Origin of the sequence: Herbaspirillum sp. SJZ107 (assembly GCF_006715485.1) — a bacterium.
Lineage (GTDB): Bacteria > Pseudomonadota > Gammaproteobacteria > Burkholderiales > Burkholderiaceae_D > Telluria.
In genome coordinates, this window is sequence record NZ_VFNH01000004.1 from 623,727 (window position 1) to 639,794 (window position 16,068).

Annotated in this window: 7 protein-coding genes; 6 read left to right on the forward strand and 1 reads right to left on the reverse strand. The window is 70.6% G+C overall.

What is annotated here, in order from left to right; all coding sequences use genetic code 11:
* The first annotated feature begins 6 nt into the window (after positions 1–6).
* Positions 7–2,547: a TonB-dependent receptor gene (locus FBX97_RS25600; protein ID WP_141838018.1), complete on the forward strand. Its 2,541-nt coding sequence runs from the start codon at positions 7–9 to the stop codon at positions 2,545–2,547.
* 12 nt (positions 2,548–2,559) lie between these two features.
* Here FBX97_RS25600 and FBX97_RS25605 read toward each other — a convergent pair whose 3' ends face one another.
* Complete coding sequence (locus tag FBX97_RS25605; protein WP_141838020.1) at positions 2,560–3,078, reverse strand: hypothetical protein; 519 nt, start codon at positions 3,076–3,078, stop codon at positions 2,560–2,562.
* Positions 3,079–3,194: 116 nt separating this feature from the next.
* On the opposite strand from FBX97_RS25605, the gene FBX97_RS25610 reads away from it, so the two are divergent.
* The 5 genes from FBX97_RS25610 (at position 3,195) to FBX97_RS25630 (ending at position 16,062) form a co-directional block, all read left to right on the forward strand.
* Positions 3,195–5,117 carry a hypothetical protein gene (locus FBX97_RS25610; RefSeq protein WP_141838022.1) on the forward strand — a complete coding sequence of 641 codons (1,923 nt, stop codon included), beginning with the start codon at positions 3,195–3,197 and terminating at the stop codon, positions 5,115–5,117.
* Positions 5,118–5,144: 27 nt separating this feature from the next.
* Entirely contained in the window at positions 5,145–7,658 is a 2,514-nt protein-coding gene (locus tag FBX97_RS25615) for a hypothetical protein (protein ID WP_141838024.1), read from the forward strand.
* Positions 7,655–11,023: a hypothetical protein gene (locus tag FBX97_RS25620; RefSeq protein ID WP_141838026.1), complete on the forward strand. Its 3,369-nt coding sequence runs from the start codon at positions 7,655–7,657 to the stop codon at positions 11,021–11,023. Before FBX97_RS25615 ends, FBX97_RS25620 begins: the two co-directional genes overlap by 4 nt.
* Positions 11,020–15,222, forward strand: coding sequence for a hypothetical protein (locus tag FBX97_RS25625; protein WP_141838028.1), 4,203 nt, complete (start codon positions 11,020–11,022; stop codon positions 15,220–15,222). Before FBX97_RS25620 ends, FBX97_RS25625 begins: the two co-directional genes overlap by 4 nt.
* Positions 15,223–15,297: 75 nt before the next feature.
* Complete coding sequence (locus FBX97_RS25630) at positions 15,298–16,062, forward strand: peptidylprolyl isomerase (protein WP_141838030.1); 765 nt, start codon at positions 15,298–15,300, stop codon at positions 16,060–16,062.
* The last annotated feature ends 6 nt before the right edge of the window (positions 16,063–16,068 follow it).

Consider the following 16,068-nt stretch of genomic DNA (forward strand, 5'->3'; position numbering starts at 1 on the left):
GATTCCATGGCACAGCACACGGCAGCACGTCGTCCCATTGCGCGAAAACGCCTGTGCCTGGCCATCGCCTCGGCCCTCGCGGCCGGCTGGCCCGGGCCGGCGGCCTCACAACCGGCACCGGCGGCGCAGCGAGCGCCGGCGATTGCCACCGTCGAAGTGGTCGGCGTCACGCCGCTGCCGGGCCTCGACCTGCCGCGCGACCAGGTGCCGGCCAACGTGCAGACCCTGGGCAGCCGCGCCGCCGCCGGCCCCGACAGCGCCAACCTGCCGGACGCCCTCAACCGGCACCTGGGCAGCGTGTACGTCAACGAGATCCAGGGCAACCCGTTCCAGCCGGACCTCAATTTCCGCGGCTTCACCGCCTCGCCGCTGCTCGGCACGCCGCAGGGCCTGTCGGTCTACCTGGACGGGGTGCGCATCAACCAGCCGTTCGGCGACGTGGTCAGCTGGGACCTGATCCCGCGCTCGGCGATCGCCTCGGTGACGCTGATGCCCGGCTCGAATCCGCTGTTCGGCCTGAACACGCTGGGTGGCGCGCTGGCGATCCGCACCAAGGACGGCCTGCATGACCCCGGCACGGCGGTGCAGGCGCTGGCCGGCAGCCATGGCCGCACCGAACTGGCATTCGAGCACGGCGGCCACGACGCCCGCGGCTGGCACTGGTACCTCAGCGGCAGCGGTTTCCGCGACAACGGCTGGCGCGACGCCTCGCCGACCCGGCTCGGCCAGCTGTTCGGCAAGGCCGGCTGGACCGACAGCCGCACCGAGGTCGCGCTGAGCGCCGCGCTGGCGCCGAGCCGCCTGACCGGCAACGGCCTGCAGGAAGGGCGCCTGCTGGCGCGCGACTACGCCAGCGTGTACACCCTGCCGGACCAGACCCGCAACCGTTCGCTGCTGTTCAACCTGGCGGCCAGCCAGGCGGTCGGCGACCACCTGCGCCTGTCCGGCAACGCCTACTACCGGCGCATCCGTACCGCCACCTTGAACGGCGACCTCAACGACGACACGCTCGACCAGTCGATGTACCAGCCCGGCGCCGCCGAGCGGGCGGCGCTGGCGGCGGCCGGCTACAGCGGCTTTCCGGTGGGCGGCGCAAACGCGGCCAACACGCCGTTCCCCTCCTGGCGCTGCATCGCCAACGTGTTGCTCGGCGATGAACCGGCCGAGAAATGCAACGGCCTGCTGAACCGCAGCGACAGCCGCCAGCAGAACGGCGGCATCAGTGTCCAGGCCACCTGGGATGGGCAGCTCCAGGGACGGCGCAACCTGTTCAGCGCCGGCGCCGCCGTCGACGCCAGCCGGGTCGACTTCCGCCAGTCGGCGCAATTCGGCTACCTGAATCCCGACCGCAGCATCACGCCGGTCGACTTCTTTGCCGACGGCAGCGCGCTCGGCGACGACGGCACCCCGGTCGATGCCCGCGTCGACCTGCGCGGACGCACCCGCACCGCCAGCGTGTTCGCCACCGATACGCTGGACCTGGGCGAGGCGCTGCATCTGACGCTGTCCGGCCGCTACAACCGCACGATCGTGCACAACCGCGACCGCATCACGCCCGGCGGCGGGCCCGGCTCGCTCGACGGCGACCACCGCTTCAGCCGCTTCAATCCGGCCATCGGCGCCAGCTGGACGCCGGCACGCGCGCTCACCGTGTATGGCGGCTACAACCAGGGCAGCCGCACCCCGACCGCGGTGGAGCTGGGCTGCGCCGACCCCGAGAATCCCTGCAAGCTGCCCAACGCGATGGCCGGCGATCCGCCGCTGCGCCAGGTCGTCACCAAGACCTGGGAGGCGGGCCTGCGCGGCAATACCAGGTCGATGCGCTGGAATGCCGGGTTGTTCCGGGCCGACAATGTCGATGACATCCTGTTCGTGGCCGACAACGCGGCCGGCTTCGGCTATTTCCGCAACGTCGGCAAGACCCGGCGCCAGGGCCTGGAACTGGGCGCCGAAGGCCGGGTGGGCGCGCTCGACTGGTCGCTGCACTACACCTGGCTGGACGCGACCTTCCGCAGCCCCGAACTGCTCAACGGCGAGGCCAACAGCAGCGCGAACGAGGACGGCAACATCGCCATCGCGCCGGGTGACCGCATTCCGCTGGCGCCGCGCCAGGTGTTCAAGGCCCGCGCCGGCTGGCGCATCACGCCGGCATGGTCGGTCGAAGCCGGCGTGCTGGCGGTGTCGGGTGCCAATGCGCGGGGCAACGAGAACGGCCTGCACCAGCCGGACGGCACCTATTTCATCGGCAGCGGCCGGACAGCCGGGTATGCGGTGTTCGACCTCGGCAGTACCTGGGAGGTGCAGCCGCGCCTGCGTCTGTTCGTGCAGGTGAACAACCTGTTCGACCGGCGCTATGCGACGGCAGCGCAGCTGAACGCGACCGGGTTCACCCCGGACGGCAATTTCATCGCGCGGCCGTTCACGGCGCAGGGGGACAATGCGAGCGTGGTTCACTCTACCTTTTATGCGCCGGGGGCGCCGCGCACGGTGTGGGCCGGGCTGCGCTATGCCTTCGGCGGTCCGGCGCAGGCAGCGCGAGCCGAATGACGGCGGGTGGCGCTAAGGCTTGACCATGCCGCCACCGCCCTTCGACTCCTGGTAGGCGCGTTGCATCATGGACGCGTAGTCGCTGCGCCAGTTGAGCGGCATCAGCCTGTCGATTTTGTCGAACAACAACTTGTTGATCTCGTCATTGACGGGCTTGGCCGCAGTGAAATCATTGGCGATCGGACTGGGGGCAAGAATCATGTAGAAGCCCGCGACCCAAGCGCCGTTGACGACGCCGAGCAAGGCCGCCAGCGTGGGCAGGTAGCTCTCCAGCGCCATCTCCAGGGCGAGTCCCGCCGGGTCCAGGTACTTGCCGATGGCTTCATCGAACAGCCGTTCTCCGGCGTCCCGCAGGCGCTGCTGGTCGGACGCCGTCCAGCCGTCGGCCGGATGCGCGGCGTACAGCCGTTCATAACGCTCGGCCCAGACCTGGGCGGCGGCCAAGGCTTCCTGTGGCGTATCGGCCTTGGCGATGGCGGCTTTTACCTTGGCGGAACAGGCGGCCCATCCGTCGGCGGCGTCGCAGATCATGATTTTCCCCAGGCAGGTATGGGACACGTTTGTAAATACATTCTCGCATGCCGGGAAGTGTCGAGCCAGCTAGCAGGTTTGACAGGCCACTGCATGCGATGGGAAGCGTAGATTGAATGCCTGACAACGCCGATGCGATCGGCGGATCGACGCATTTCCCGCGTCCAGGGGGACACATGTTTGGCTCAGGCATACTCGATACGGTGATCGGTCTGATTTTCGTCTTCCTGCTGGTCAGCCTGTTCGTCACGATTATCAACGAACTCATCGCGTCGGTCTTGAAGTCGCGGGCGAAATGGCTGCGGCGGGGGATCGAGCGCCTGATCGGTGCCAAGTGGATGAAGGACGTGTACGACCACCCCCTGATCAAGGGCTCGGGGCTCAAGGACAAGGGCTGGTTCCTCGACCCGGGGCCATCGTACATACCATCCCGTTCCTTCGCCAACGTGCTGATGAGCGTTGTCCAGCAGAATGCGTCCGAGCTCGCAAAATGCCAGGAGGAGTTGAGAAACATCCTCGACCAGGCTGCCGGCGTCGGCGCCACGGTGGACAGCCTAGTCACGCAGTTGTCGGCGCAGGCCGCCACGCTGGCACAAGGCAGCAATGCACAGAAGAAAGTTGCCGCCGACCTGGTGCGCCATCTGGACGCGCGCCCCAACCCGGACATGCGTGGCTGGCTGGATGAAGTGAACGCCAGGGTCGACGAACTGCGCAGATCCGGCAGGCAAGGCCTCACTCCCTTGCTCGACGGCCTGAACAAGCTCGTGGTGGACGGCAGGAATGCCACGCTCGCGATCGACGTGCTGCGCCAACGTTTCGATGCGGCCGTGACGACGCTGGGCACGTCGCCGGACGTCCAGGTGCTGAAGGACCAGCTGGTCGCCATGGGCAAGCGGCTGCAGGGGCCTTATACCGTGGGTGACGCCTATACCGACATTCGCTGGTTCATCGACGGCCTCTCGGCGCGCTACGTGCGCGAGATGATCGAGGCCGTGCCCGACGGACAGCTCAAGAAGAGCCTCCTGACCCTGTACCAGGATGCCGGTAACGACATCGAAAAGTTCAAGGAGAACATCGAGGTCTGGTTCAACAACGGCATGGACCGCGTCAACGGCTGGTACAAGCGCCGTGTGCAATGGGTGAGCCTGGCGGTGGCCATGGTCACCGTGGTCGCGATGAACGTCGATGCCATCCTCGTCTTCCGGCACCTGCAAACCTATAGCGGCGTTCGTGAAGGCATCGTGGCCCAGGCAACGCAGTTTGCGCAAAAGAATCCTGCGCCGACGCCGGGACCCTTGACCGTTGCCAACGGCGAGTCCTTCAGCGGGAAAGTGACGCTGAAAACGCCGGGGAAGCCGCAGCCGCCGAGGGTCGCGATCACGACGAGCAACCCCAAGGCCACCACGGTGACGCCGGAGTCCGTCCCGCTCAACCAGGACAGCCGCGAAATCGAATACCGCGTGGATGTGCATACGGTTGACGACGGTCTCCCCGCCACGGCCACGATCGACTTCGGCGGCGCCGCCGACCCGGTCACGCTGACCCTCGTGCCCAGCCTGCTGCGTCAAATGGATACGGTGGAGGACAAACTGATGAACCTGGCGCTTCCGATCGGCTGGGTAAGGGCGGCCGGGACGGATGCCGAAAAGGCCGGCGATTCCAAAAAGCCGGCCGCTCCCGTAAAGCCCACCAGCTCCGCAAAGCCGGCGGCCAGCTCCGCAAAGCCGGCGGCCAGTTCCGAAAAGCTTGCTGCCGAAAAGGCGAATGGCCAGGTCCTGCCGCGGTGGGGCAGTCTTAAAGAGGATGGCTTGCCGCTGCTCGCTCAGCACGGGCTCGGCTGGCTGCTGACCGCGCTCGCCGCCACGCTGGGCGCGCCGTTCTGGTTCGACCTGCTGAACCGTATCATCTCGATCCGCGCCGCGGGCAAGCCGCCCGAGGAAGAACCGAAACCGCCGAAGACGGTCTCGGTACCGGTCGAACCCGGCCAGTCGAAGCGCGAGGCCGACTGGATCCGGCAGGGCGAGCCGCGCACGCGCTGAGCACGACATTTTTCCGGCGAGGTAACCATGACCCAAAGGATCCTGGCAGTCCTGCCCGAGCCGATCGGCCCGGCCAACCTGTTTCCCGGGCAGGCGCTCGACATCGTCGATGGCCAGCTCGGCGTCACGGAACTGATCGGCCCGGACTTCCGCCTGGCCCTGGCGGCACAGCAGGTCACGCTCGATGCCGGCCAGGCGCTGCTGGCGGCGCAGCTGATGCTGCCGGCAGTGGCCGCGCTCGGGGGCTGGCAACCGGTCCTCGACGTCAAGCTGCCGCTGCTGCCCGACCTGCCTGACGGCTACCGGCTGCCGGGCCTGGACAAGCTGCAGGCCAGGCTGCCGGCCTTGCCGTTGCTGCCCGGCCTCGCCATCGGGCCCGCCGACGCCACGCTCAGGCTCGGCCTCGAACCCTGGCAGCTTGCGCTGGACAATCCGGACAAGTCGCCCATTGCCGTTTTCAAGGTGCCGGGACTGGAGGGCATCGCGTTCGACATCACCCGCCTCGTGATCGATGCGTCCGGCGTGACTGAATGCCGGGCGACGCTGAAGCCGGGGACGACCCGGATCGGCGACCTGGCGCTGGAGGTCGGCGAGGGCACCCTGGTGCTGCGGGGCAAGCGGCTCGACGCGCGGCTGCAGGCCCGCTTCGAGCTGGCCTATTTCCGCGGCGCCAGCGTCGACCTGCAGCTCGCCGTCGGCGCCGACCTGCCGAATGGAGAAACGACCATCTCGGGCCTGACCCGGGTCGCGAACAACGTCCCGTGGAGCGACCCCAGCGGCATGCTGCGCTTCGACCAGATGGCGGTCACGGTCGATGTCCAGAACAAGGACGGCAAGGTCGATGCGAAGGTCCGCCTCGGCGGGCGCGTCACCTTCCAGCCATGCGCGCTGGGGGCCGACGCCGACGCCTGGTTCGGCCGCCTGTTCAGCGGGCTGGCGGTCAGTTTCGAGCATGCCGACCTGGCGCTGGGCGACCTTGGCCTGCCGGCGTTCAGTTTCTCGCCGCCCGAAGCCCTGCGCCTGCGGGCCTTCGAGATCTTCGACATGCGGGTACCGACGCTGGCCTTCGAGCCATCCGGCGTCAGGCTGATCGGCGCCACGCTGCGCTTCGAGGCTGGCGGCGCGGTCGTGAGCGGCACGGTGGGAAGCATCGCGATCCGGCTCGCGGGCGGGCCGGCGATCGACTTCAGCAACGGCACGCCGTCGATCGCGATCGAACTCGCCGCACCGGGCGGCTTCAAGGGCCAGGCAAGCCTGGCACAGATCGACGGGCCGAACGTGCAGGCGGTGCGCGGCTACGGCCGGATTTCGTCGCCGGCGCTGCCACAGGTCGAGGCCAGCTTCCAGATCGGCCGCTTCCGCGAAGACGCGAATGGCCCCTGGCTGCCGTCGGTCTCGGTGGTGGCGGCCCAGGACGATGTGAACGTAACGATGTTCCCCGGGGTCGTCGCGACCCGGGTCGAGCTGGGCGCCGGCATCAATCGGCGGGTGGCCGGCGTCACCGGGCTGTCACTGGCGCAGGCCCGCGCGCGCCTGCGGGACGGCTTGCCGGATGTGTTCCTGCAGGAGAGCTGGAGCGACGAAAAGACCGACCTGTGCGTGGTCGCGCGCATCTTCGCCGAGTCGTCCCCGACCAAGGGCGCCGAGACGATGTCGCTGTACGTGGCCGACATGACGCTCCTCATGACCTCCGACCTGCAATTCGCCGCCTTCGGCAATCTGTGGCTGTACACGCGCCGGTCGGACGCCAGGTCGGCGGACTTCCAGAAGCAGCCGGCCGCCGTCGGCCTTGCGTTGTTCGATGCGCGCCAGCCGTCCCTGCGTGTGGTGGCGATGACGCGTCCGGACGGGCGTTCGAGCCTGGCCGCATCGATCCCGGCGGGGCCGCTGCTCGGGTTGCAGATGCCCCGTTCCCAGCTCGCCTTCGAGGCGGCGCCGGCCGGGACCATGCTGGCGCTCGGACCGGTGGAGGTCGACACCACGCTCGGACCGCTGCGCGTGGCCGGGTCCACGTCGTTCGTGCTGCGCTCGGCCGGCGGCAGGCTGTATGCGATCTCGCGCTCCGCGCTGTCGGCGGCGTTCAGCGCTTCCACCGGCAGCGTGGGCATCGGTCCCGCCACCTTCAGCGGGAGCGTCAGCGCCGCCTTTGCCGCATCGCTGGCACTGCTCGGCGATTTCCAGGACGGCCGCCTCACCGTGTATGGCCTGGCCCACGCCAGCTGCAGCATCGAACTGGCGTTGCATGTGCAGATCGGCTTCCGCATCGAGATCAGCGTCGGCTTCGGCAGCGTCACGATTTCGTGGCACGAGGACTGGGATTTCAGGATGGGCATGCACGTCGACCTGGACCTGGAGGCGGCGCTCGACAGCGGCGGCGGCATCGGCATCGACGGCCGTGCGCGGCTGTCGGTGAACGTGCTCGGCATCAGCGCGGGCCTGGCGCTGCATATCGCTGCCGGCGAAGAGCAGGTGCAGCGCGGCCGGGCGATTTACCAGGCCGCCGTCACGGAGGTCGATAACCTGCTGGGAGAGCACGCATGACCGACCGCTATTTTTTCAAGAAGATCCGCAAGACGCAGTGGCTGGGCCTGCGCGTCCCGGCCACGCTGGCGCTGGACATGGGGAACGACGGTATCCTCAAGCCGGTCGGGGAGTGGAAGTACGACGACGCCTCGCCGGTACCGCCGTGGGCGGGCACGCCGCGGCTGCTGGTATTGCAGGCAAACGGGCCTGGCTTCGAGCCGGTTCTGGCGCCGGCTGCGGGCGCCGGCTGGGCGCCTTTCCAGCAGAGCCGGCAGGCGCTGGCGGGGGCGGCGCCCGTGGACCAGGACAAGGCGGGCCGGCTGGCGGCCGCCATGGAGCAGGCGGCCGCCAATCCGCTGCTGCCATTGCGTCTCTACCAGGCCTACCGTGATTTTCCCGCCGAGCCGAAGGCCGACAATTACGCGGACGATGCAATCCGGCTGGCCCTGATCGGTGCGCTGGGCGGCAATGCCGTCGAGCAGACGATCGAAGCCTACAGCGAACTGCTGTTCATCACCGATGCTGCCGCCGGACCGCCGGCGCCGGCGCCGGAGGTCGATGACGGCGACGGCGATCCCGCCAGGCTGCGCGTGACCGCGTCGCAGTCGGCAGCGGGTGTGACGCTGCAGCTCGAAGCCGATGGCCGGCGCATTACCAACGGCAACCTGGCGGCGACGATCGCGGGCGTCGCGGGCGGTGCGGGCGAACCGGGCTTCTCGCCGTTCTACCGCTGGCGCCGTACACTCGGCATCGCGCGGCGGCCGTCCGCCGATTCGGGCGCGGTGCTGGTTCCCGCCGACCTCGCGACGATGCGCCCCGGCCTGCCGGACGGCGTGCCTTGGACCGAGCGGCCATTCCGCGTGAGCGACCGGCTCGGCGCGCAGCAGCTTACCGGCGAGCTGTTGAACTACGAACTCGGGCTGTTCAATGCCCACGGCCGCTGCACCCACAGCGGCAGCGTGATGCTGAAACGCCAGCGCCTCGATCCGCCCGCGCCACCTCTGCGCGCGCTCGCCCAGCTGCTGCCGCCGCAGGACGGCACCCCGGCACGCTGCATCGTCACCTTCGTCCTCGCGGCCGACCAGGGCGATCCCGCTGCGCTCGAGGCGGTGGTCTACCGCCAGGACTACCCGGTCGTGCCGACCGGCTTCTACGGCGACGACGACGACGCCGCGCTCGCGGTGGCGGGCGCGCTCGGCGATCCGAGCGGCGAGGCCTTCGGCGCGGCCCAGCTCCCCACCGGCGGCGACGGCGACGCCGAGGCCCTGCCCAACCTCTCCAGCCATAACCTGGAAGCGCTGCCCCCGAAGGCGTTGGCGGCGACCGGGCACACCCTGGACGGGCAGGCTGGCCATCGCCTCGAATTCCCGCTTGACATCGACGCCGGCCGTGCCACCCGGCTGTTCCTGGGCGTGCGCCGCGCAGCGGCCGACGGTACGCCGCCGCCCGAGTCCCAGGTGGCGGCGCTGCGGCACGAGACCGGTCCCGATCCGGGATCGCTGCGCAGCGTGCCCCATTTCGAGCGATTCTGGGACCCGCTGCCGGCGCCGGCCTGGCTGGGCGAGGGCGATGCCAGGGTCATGCTGGTGGAGGACGATCCGGCAAAGCCGGCACCGGTCCGCATCGTGATCCAGCATGTCAGGCCGAAAGTACCCGCCGAGGACGGCCTGGTGGGCGGTTACCGGCTGTGGATGCGCGACATCGCCGCGCCCGGCGACGGCACGCCGTTCACGGCGGTCGCGCTGGTCCAGGCCGTGCCGCGCCTGGTCAAGCTGTACGCGCCGATCGAGAGCGGCCGTGGCTGGACCGTCAAGGCCGAGGCGGCGGCGATGAGCGCCGCCCGCCCGGAGACGCCGAAGGCGCCCGGCTTCGTCGTGCTGGGCGAGGCGGCGCCGGGGCCGGTCCAGATGCCGCAGGCCACGCCCCAGGCCGGGACCAGGCCGCTGGCCGACCTGCTGCGCGAACTGGCCGCAGCCCCTCTCGATGCCCAGCGGCTGCTGGCGGCCGTGCAGGGCTTGCGCGGCGCCGGCACCGCGCGCGACGTGCTGCTGTCGGTGGCGAAACGGCGCGCCGTCGGACAGGGGCTGGAGCAACTGGACGGCAATTGGGTATTGTTTTACGACCAGCTCGGCAACCTGCTGGGCCGCGCCGTCCAGTTCTGGCTTCCCGAGGGGCACGGGCTGCAGCCTGATGAAATGCCGCGCGCAGCGTACCGGCTGGCCGAGCTGCCCGGCGCCCAGGATACGGTGGCACTGGACGATTTCGGCCGTGCCGCCTGGACCTGGCGTGGCCTCGCCGACCTGTGGCGGCACGAGCTCGAGTGGCTGATCGAAGCGGTGCCGCGCTATGCGCCGATGCAGCGGCAGCGTGCCGGGCTCGGTGCCGACAGCGGCGAGCCGGCAGCCGCGCTGGCGATGGCGGTGCGCATGCGCGGCGACGGGCCATGGCACCGGCTGGTGGTGCCGCGGCGGCAGCCGTTCAAGGCCCGCTTCGGCCTGCGCCAGGTGCTGGATGCCGCCGACGACGCCTTCGTCATCGCCCTCGACGCGCCGCACGAATTCCGGCAGTCCCTCTACAACAGCGTGGCGCGTACCCGGCAAGGCGTGTTGCGCGTGCATGCCGGGCGCGCCGAGAAGCGCTTCCTGTTCAAGGGCGCGTACGCTGCGGATGGAAACATCCTGCAGGCGTGGCTCGGCAAGGATCCGGTGCAGCCTGTCCCGAGGCCGCCGCAGATGGCTGTCGCGCCGGCCCCGCGGGACGGCGCGCAGTCCGGTGTGTACGGCGAACTGGTCTACGATGAGCCGCCTTGCCTGGAGCTCACGGTCAGTGTCGGGGCCAGTGCGGACGACATGCACAGCGTGCCGCCGTCGACGATCGGTCCGCTGCGGCGCCGGCGTACCCGGTCCTATGCGAGGGAGGCCGGGCTCGCCGTCAGGAAGATGGGGCACGACGTGCTGCACATCGATATCCCGATGGCGCGCCTGGACTGGTTCTACGATGGCGGCAGCCGGCCACGCATCGGCGACCTGGACGCCGGCGGCGAGCTGGCGGCCTTTTCCGATTTTCCCTTGCTGCGCCTGCCCGACCCGGAGGCCGACATGCTGCTGTTCTTCCGGTTCGGCGACGACGAGCCGCTGGTGCAGGTGGGCCACTTCCGCGGTAGCGGCCTGGAGGAGCAGGACTGGCAGACCCCACCCGCGCTGAAGGATGTCGGCGGCCCAGGGTGGGGCGCCATGCGCTGCGACCTCGGTCTCGAGCCGTCGATCTCGGCAAGCGGCGACCTGCATCTCGAGATGACCAACCCGGTCAGCCTGCCGAAGGAGGTACTGGTGTGCTGGCGCTGCGCAGGACTGTCGCTGCCGCCCCTGGGGAGAAGAGTATGAAGATGGCTGAGGAGAGCCCGCTGCAATTGCCGGCCGGCGCCGGGGCGGCCGAAGGGCTGGGCCGCGGAGAACGCACGATCGCCTGGTTCGGCGACCAGCAACGCCAGGCCGACGTGGTCTACGTGGCGGACGGCCGCATCGTCGCGCTGCATGGCGGCACCGACGCTGCCATGGCGAGCGCGTACGGCGAATGGCAGGACGGCATCGTCGCGCGGACCACCCGCGCGGGCGACCCGGCCCGCTTCCTTGCCGGCCAGTGGCTGTCCAGCGGCGACCTGGTGGGTGGAAGCCTGCTCGCGCGCGCCCTGGAGCGTTTCTTTCCCGGCAGCGGCGACGACCTGCCGGCGCTGCAGATCGACGACCGCGCCGTGCTCGGGCTGGGCGGCGTGACGGGCGCTGCCACGCTCGACGCCCGCCACTGGGCGGCCGCGGTGGCCGGCGAGCTGACCCTGCCCGGATTGGCCGAACCCATCGCGCTGCGGCCGGCACTGGCCACCCTGCAGGACGATGTACTGGCACTCGAAGAACCCGGCATCGATCCCGGGCCGGGCGCGCCGGCATCGCTCCTGACGCTGACCCTGGCGCTCGGGCGCGACGGCCAGCCGGCCGGGCCGGCGCCGGACCGGGTACCGGCGATTGCGCTGGAATCGGCGGTTGCGCTCCTGCTCGACGAAAAGCTCGACGGCGCCTGGGAGCGGCCGTCGCCGCTGTGGCTGCCGACCAGCGGCGGGCTGTTGCGCATCGAGCAGGGCGACATGGAGCGCGCGCCCTACCTGTTTTCCAGCGAAAGCCGCAACATCGACGTGCGGCGCTGGTTCCCTGCGCTGCCGGCCGGCGCCCAGGCGCGGCTGATGCTCGACCGCAGCGGTCCGAAGAAGCTGAGCGCGGTCGACGAAGGCCACCGTATCGTGTTGACCCTGGAGGTACGCTGGCCTGCGCTGGTGCTGGTCCTGCCCGGCATGGCCATCGACGGCCGCGTCCTGCCGGCGCCGCGCCTGCCGCCCGGCGCGGCAGCGCTGGACCAGGCGCTGCCGCTGCAGCTGGTGCCGCCGCACCTGTGCGGCGGGCGCGCCAGTCCCTGGCAGCTCGCATGCGGCGCCGACATGCGCCTGCGCTGGCAGCGGCCGGACGATGGCGACGGGCCTCCGGGCCTGACCCACTTCATGGCGCACGACAACTGGGTGCTGCCCCCCGAAGCGGCGCGCAACGACGCGCCGGGGATCTCGGCGCTGCGGGTACTGGTGCCGATGCTGCCGGACGGCCGCGAGCAGGCGTTCGTGCTGCGCGCCGAGGCCGGGTCCGCCGGGGCGCCCGCCATGCTGCTCGAAGCGCTCGGCACCTTCGGCACGATGGCGCCGGAAGCGCTCGATTTCGGACCGCTGGCAGGGTTCGATGCCGCCGCCGGGCCATTCCGGGAGCTCTGGCCGGCGCTGCCGGCAGCGCCGGCGCCGGCTGCCGAGCCTGCCGTCCTGCGCAGCGTCTACCGGATGCTGCCGCCGGGTGTGGCGGCCGAGGGCGTGCCGGCTTCGTACGAGGCCACGCGCGTCCGCCCGGGTGCGCCTGTGCCGGCCGCCGAGCCGCCGGCATCCGCCGTGACGGCCGCGGAAAGGCCGCACCAGACCCGGGCTTACCGGCCCGGCAGCCAGCAGGCGGAAGTGCGCCACGAGGACGCCACGGCCTGGCCGGGCAAGCGCTTCGGCTGGGACGACCGGCAATTCCTGGAATCCGCGGGCTTTGCGGAAGCAGGCCTGCCGGCGCCCGACCCGGCGCTGGCGTGGGCCGAACTGCCCGCGCCGGGCAGTGCCGCCACGACCACGCGCTGGATCAGGCTCGGTGACGACTCGCTGACTCCGCTGGCGACGCCCGTGCCCGTGCCGGCGCCAGGGGAGGCTGCACCGGCGCTCTGGCCCGCGCTTTGGCCCGATATCGTGCTGGAGACGCCGAGCCTGGCCGACGACGACCCGGCGCAGGTGCGCTGGGGGCTGGCGCAGCTGGCGGTGACCGAGCGCATCGCCGGCGGTACCAGCGCCTTCACGCTGGCGGCCGGGACTGCGCGGGCGCAGGTTCCGGTCGAGGTCCAGCATTATGTGAACCGCGTCGTGGTGGCCGGTGCGCCGGCCACGTCGGTCGTGGCCGGCATCGCGCAGGCCGTCACGACCGCCAGCCTGAACCGTATCTACCTGGAACTGGAACGCCGCGGCGGCAGGCTGGTGGTGATGCGCGCGATGCTCGGCTGGAGTGCCAGCCGGGCCTTCGGCCTGCCCAGGAAGGATGCGGGCACCGGCCCGGACTTCCACGTCACCGAACGCTTCGAGCGCGTGGACGGCGTGCTGCGCCGCTCGGCCGAGTACAACGGCGTGCTGTCGCGCCAGGTCGACGTGCGCCATGCGGTGGACCTGTACTTCTGGGATGTGCTGCAGGAGGAGGCCACCGCCACGCTGCGCGTCATTTGCCATTACCGCATCAACCTCGGCGGCACCAGAGGGACGACGTCGATCTGCGCACTCCAGGATGCGGCGCTGGACGGCGACGCGCTCGACCTGGCGGCCGACATCGCGATCCTGCGCGCCCCCAACGAGGCCCAGGTGCGGCGCCTGTCCTATCCATGGGATCCGGACCGGCGCAAGCTGTTCCGGCTGCTGTTCGACACCGCACCGGTTGCCTACGAATTCGGCGGTTTCCTGCGGGTGCGCGCCGCTGCGGCTGACAATGTCCAGATGGTGCCGGTCGACCACAGCGCCGAGGCGCGCGTGGTGCCGGCCTGGTTCCTGTGCGACCGCGACCTGGTCCCGTGGTTCGACGGCAGCAACGCCTTGCCGGCGGCACAGCGCGACAGCTGGACCGCCGAAGGCCTGCTGCGCAGCGCGCCTCCGGGCGAGGGGCAGGGGAAGCTGGCTATCCAGTTGTACAGCGTCGGCAATTTCAACCTGTCGAAGTGGTATGCATCCACCCTGATCGGCACCTTGGGGGAAGCAGCCGGCATCCCGCTTTGGGTGCCCTCGCCGGTCAGGGTCCCGGAAGACGGCAAGCCGCCTGGCAAGGAAGCCGCGGCGGACGGTGTGCTGCGCCTGTGGCTGTTCAACCCCGGGCCGCGCATGGTTGCGCAGTGGCAGCTGCCCGCCGGCACCGAGGATGGCCAGCGCCTGGCGCAGGGACGACAGGATGCGGCGCAGCGCCTGTGGCGCATGGGCTGGACACGCGAGGCCGTGCTGGAGTTGCCGCGTCCCGGCGCCGCCGACCAGGTCGACTGGGTCGTGGTCGACTCGCCGCTGCTGAACCGGGGCGCCTCGCTGTCCTGGTTCGGATGGCCGCTCGCGCCCGGCGCGGAGCTGCCACAGGATGCGCTGCCGGCCACCCGCCAGGCGCCGCAGTCCAGCGCGGGCGGGCAGCACAGCTTTTCGGTGCAGGTCGAGTTCGAGAAGGATGGCGCGCCCGGCCCTGGCGGCGCGAACCTGGTCTACCGGAGCGCGTACCCGGACATCGCCGATGCCGTGCCTGAAGGGCTGACCTTCCGCTCGGCCGGCATACGGCTCGAAGTCGGGCACAAGCTGCTTGCCTACGGCACCCAGGCACCGCAGCCGCTGGTCACGCCGCCGCTCGCCATGCCGCCGCAGGTGCCGGGCGGCTCCCTGCGCGTGCAGGGCAGCCGGCTGGTCTGGCAGACCGAGAGCGTCGACCTGGCGCAGGCCGGGCTCCTTGCGCTGCCCGGCGGCGTGCTCCTGTACAGCGTGCCCGAGCAGTATGGCGAACTGCAGGCCGCGGGCTTCCCGCCGGGCCTGCAATGGCAGGATGGCGCCGGCACCTGGACCGGGGTCGCCGCCGGCGCATGGCTGCCCTTGGCACCGGCGGCGGCAGGAACCAGGGCCATTCGCCTGAAGTTGCCGGCGCCGGCGCGCTGGCACACCCTCACCGTTACCCTGCGCAAGGCGGGCGGTGACCCGGCGGGCGAGATCAGGACGCTGTTCCCCGCCGGCGGCACCCGGCTCGCCGGCGTGTTCGACGAAGCCGGCAAGCTGCTCGCCTTCGGCGAAGAATCGGCCGCCTACGCAGCGCCCGAGTTCGCGCCAGGCAGCCCGCCGGAACAGGGCTCGGGCCTGTGGACGCGCGAGACCGGCGTCACCCTCCCGCCGCGCCAGGCCGCGCGGGCGCGGCGGGTCGTCACGATCGACCTGGACGGGCGCTCGGTGGTGCACGCATGACCGGTGCCAGAGGAACCAATCCCCCGGCGGGATGTCCCACGCTTGACAGCGGAGGCATCGCGCCGGGGAGGCCCCATGGCCGGGATTGTGCGCATCGACGATGACGTGATCGACACCGGGTACTTCATTCGTACCCTGAAACTCGGCGGCCAGTTCGAAGGCCTGGTCGAGCAGATGGTGCGCGACCGGCTGACCGTGCTGGCGGCCCGCAGGCAGGGCCTGGCGCCGGCGCCGGCCGAGGTGCAGGAGCGTGCCGACCAGTTCCGCCGCATCCAGGGCCTGCACCGCGCCGCCGACATGAACCATTACCTCGATGCGCTCGGCGTCAGCCTCGACGAATTCGAGGCGTTCGTCACCGATGGCCTGCTTCTCGAAAAGATGCTGGCCCAGGTCTGCAGCGAGCGCGCCGTCGAGCAGTATTTCAAGCTGAATTCGCCGAAGTTCGACAGCGTCGAGATCAGCCACATCGTGCTCGACTCCGAAGGCAAGGCCAAGGAAATGATGGCGGCGCTGGCCGACGATCCGGAGAGCTTCGGCGAGATGGTGAGCGAACACTCGGTCGGCGAGGCGCGCGAGCACGGCGGGGCGATCGGCCGGGTGCCGCGCGGCGCGCTGCGGCCCGACCTCGAGGCGCGCATCTTCAATGCCGGCGCCGGCGACCTGCTCGGACCTTTTCCATCGCCGGACCGCACCCTGTTCGAGATCTTCGCCGTGAATGCCAAGCATCCGGCCACGCTGGACGAGGACACCGCGCTCGAGATACGGCGCCTGCTGCGCGAGGAATGGCTGGCGGCGCGCGCCCAGGAGCACATCATCGAAGCCTGTCCGCCGGGGCGTTGATCCACT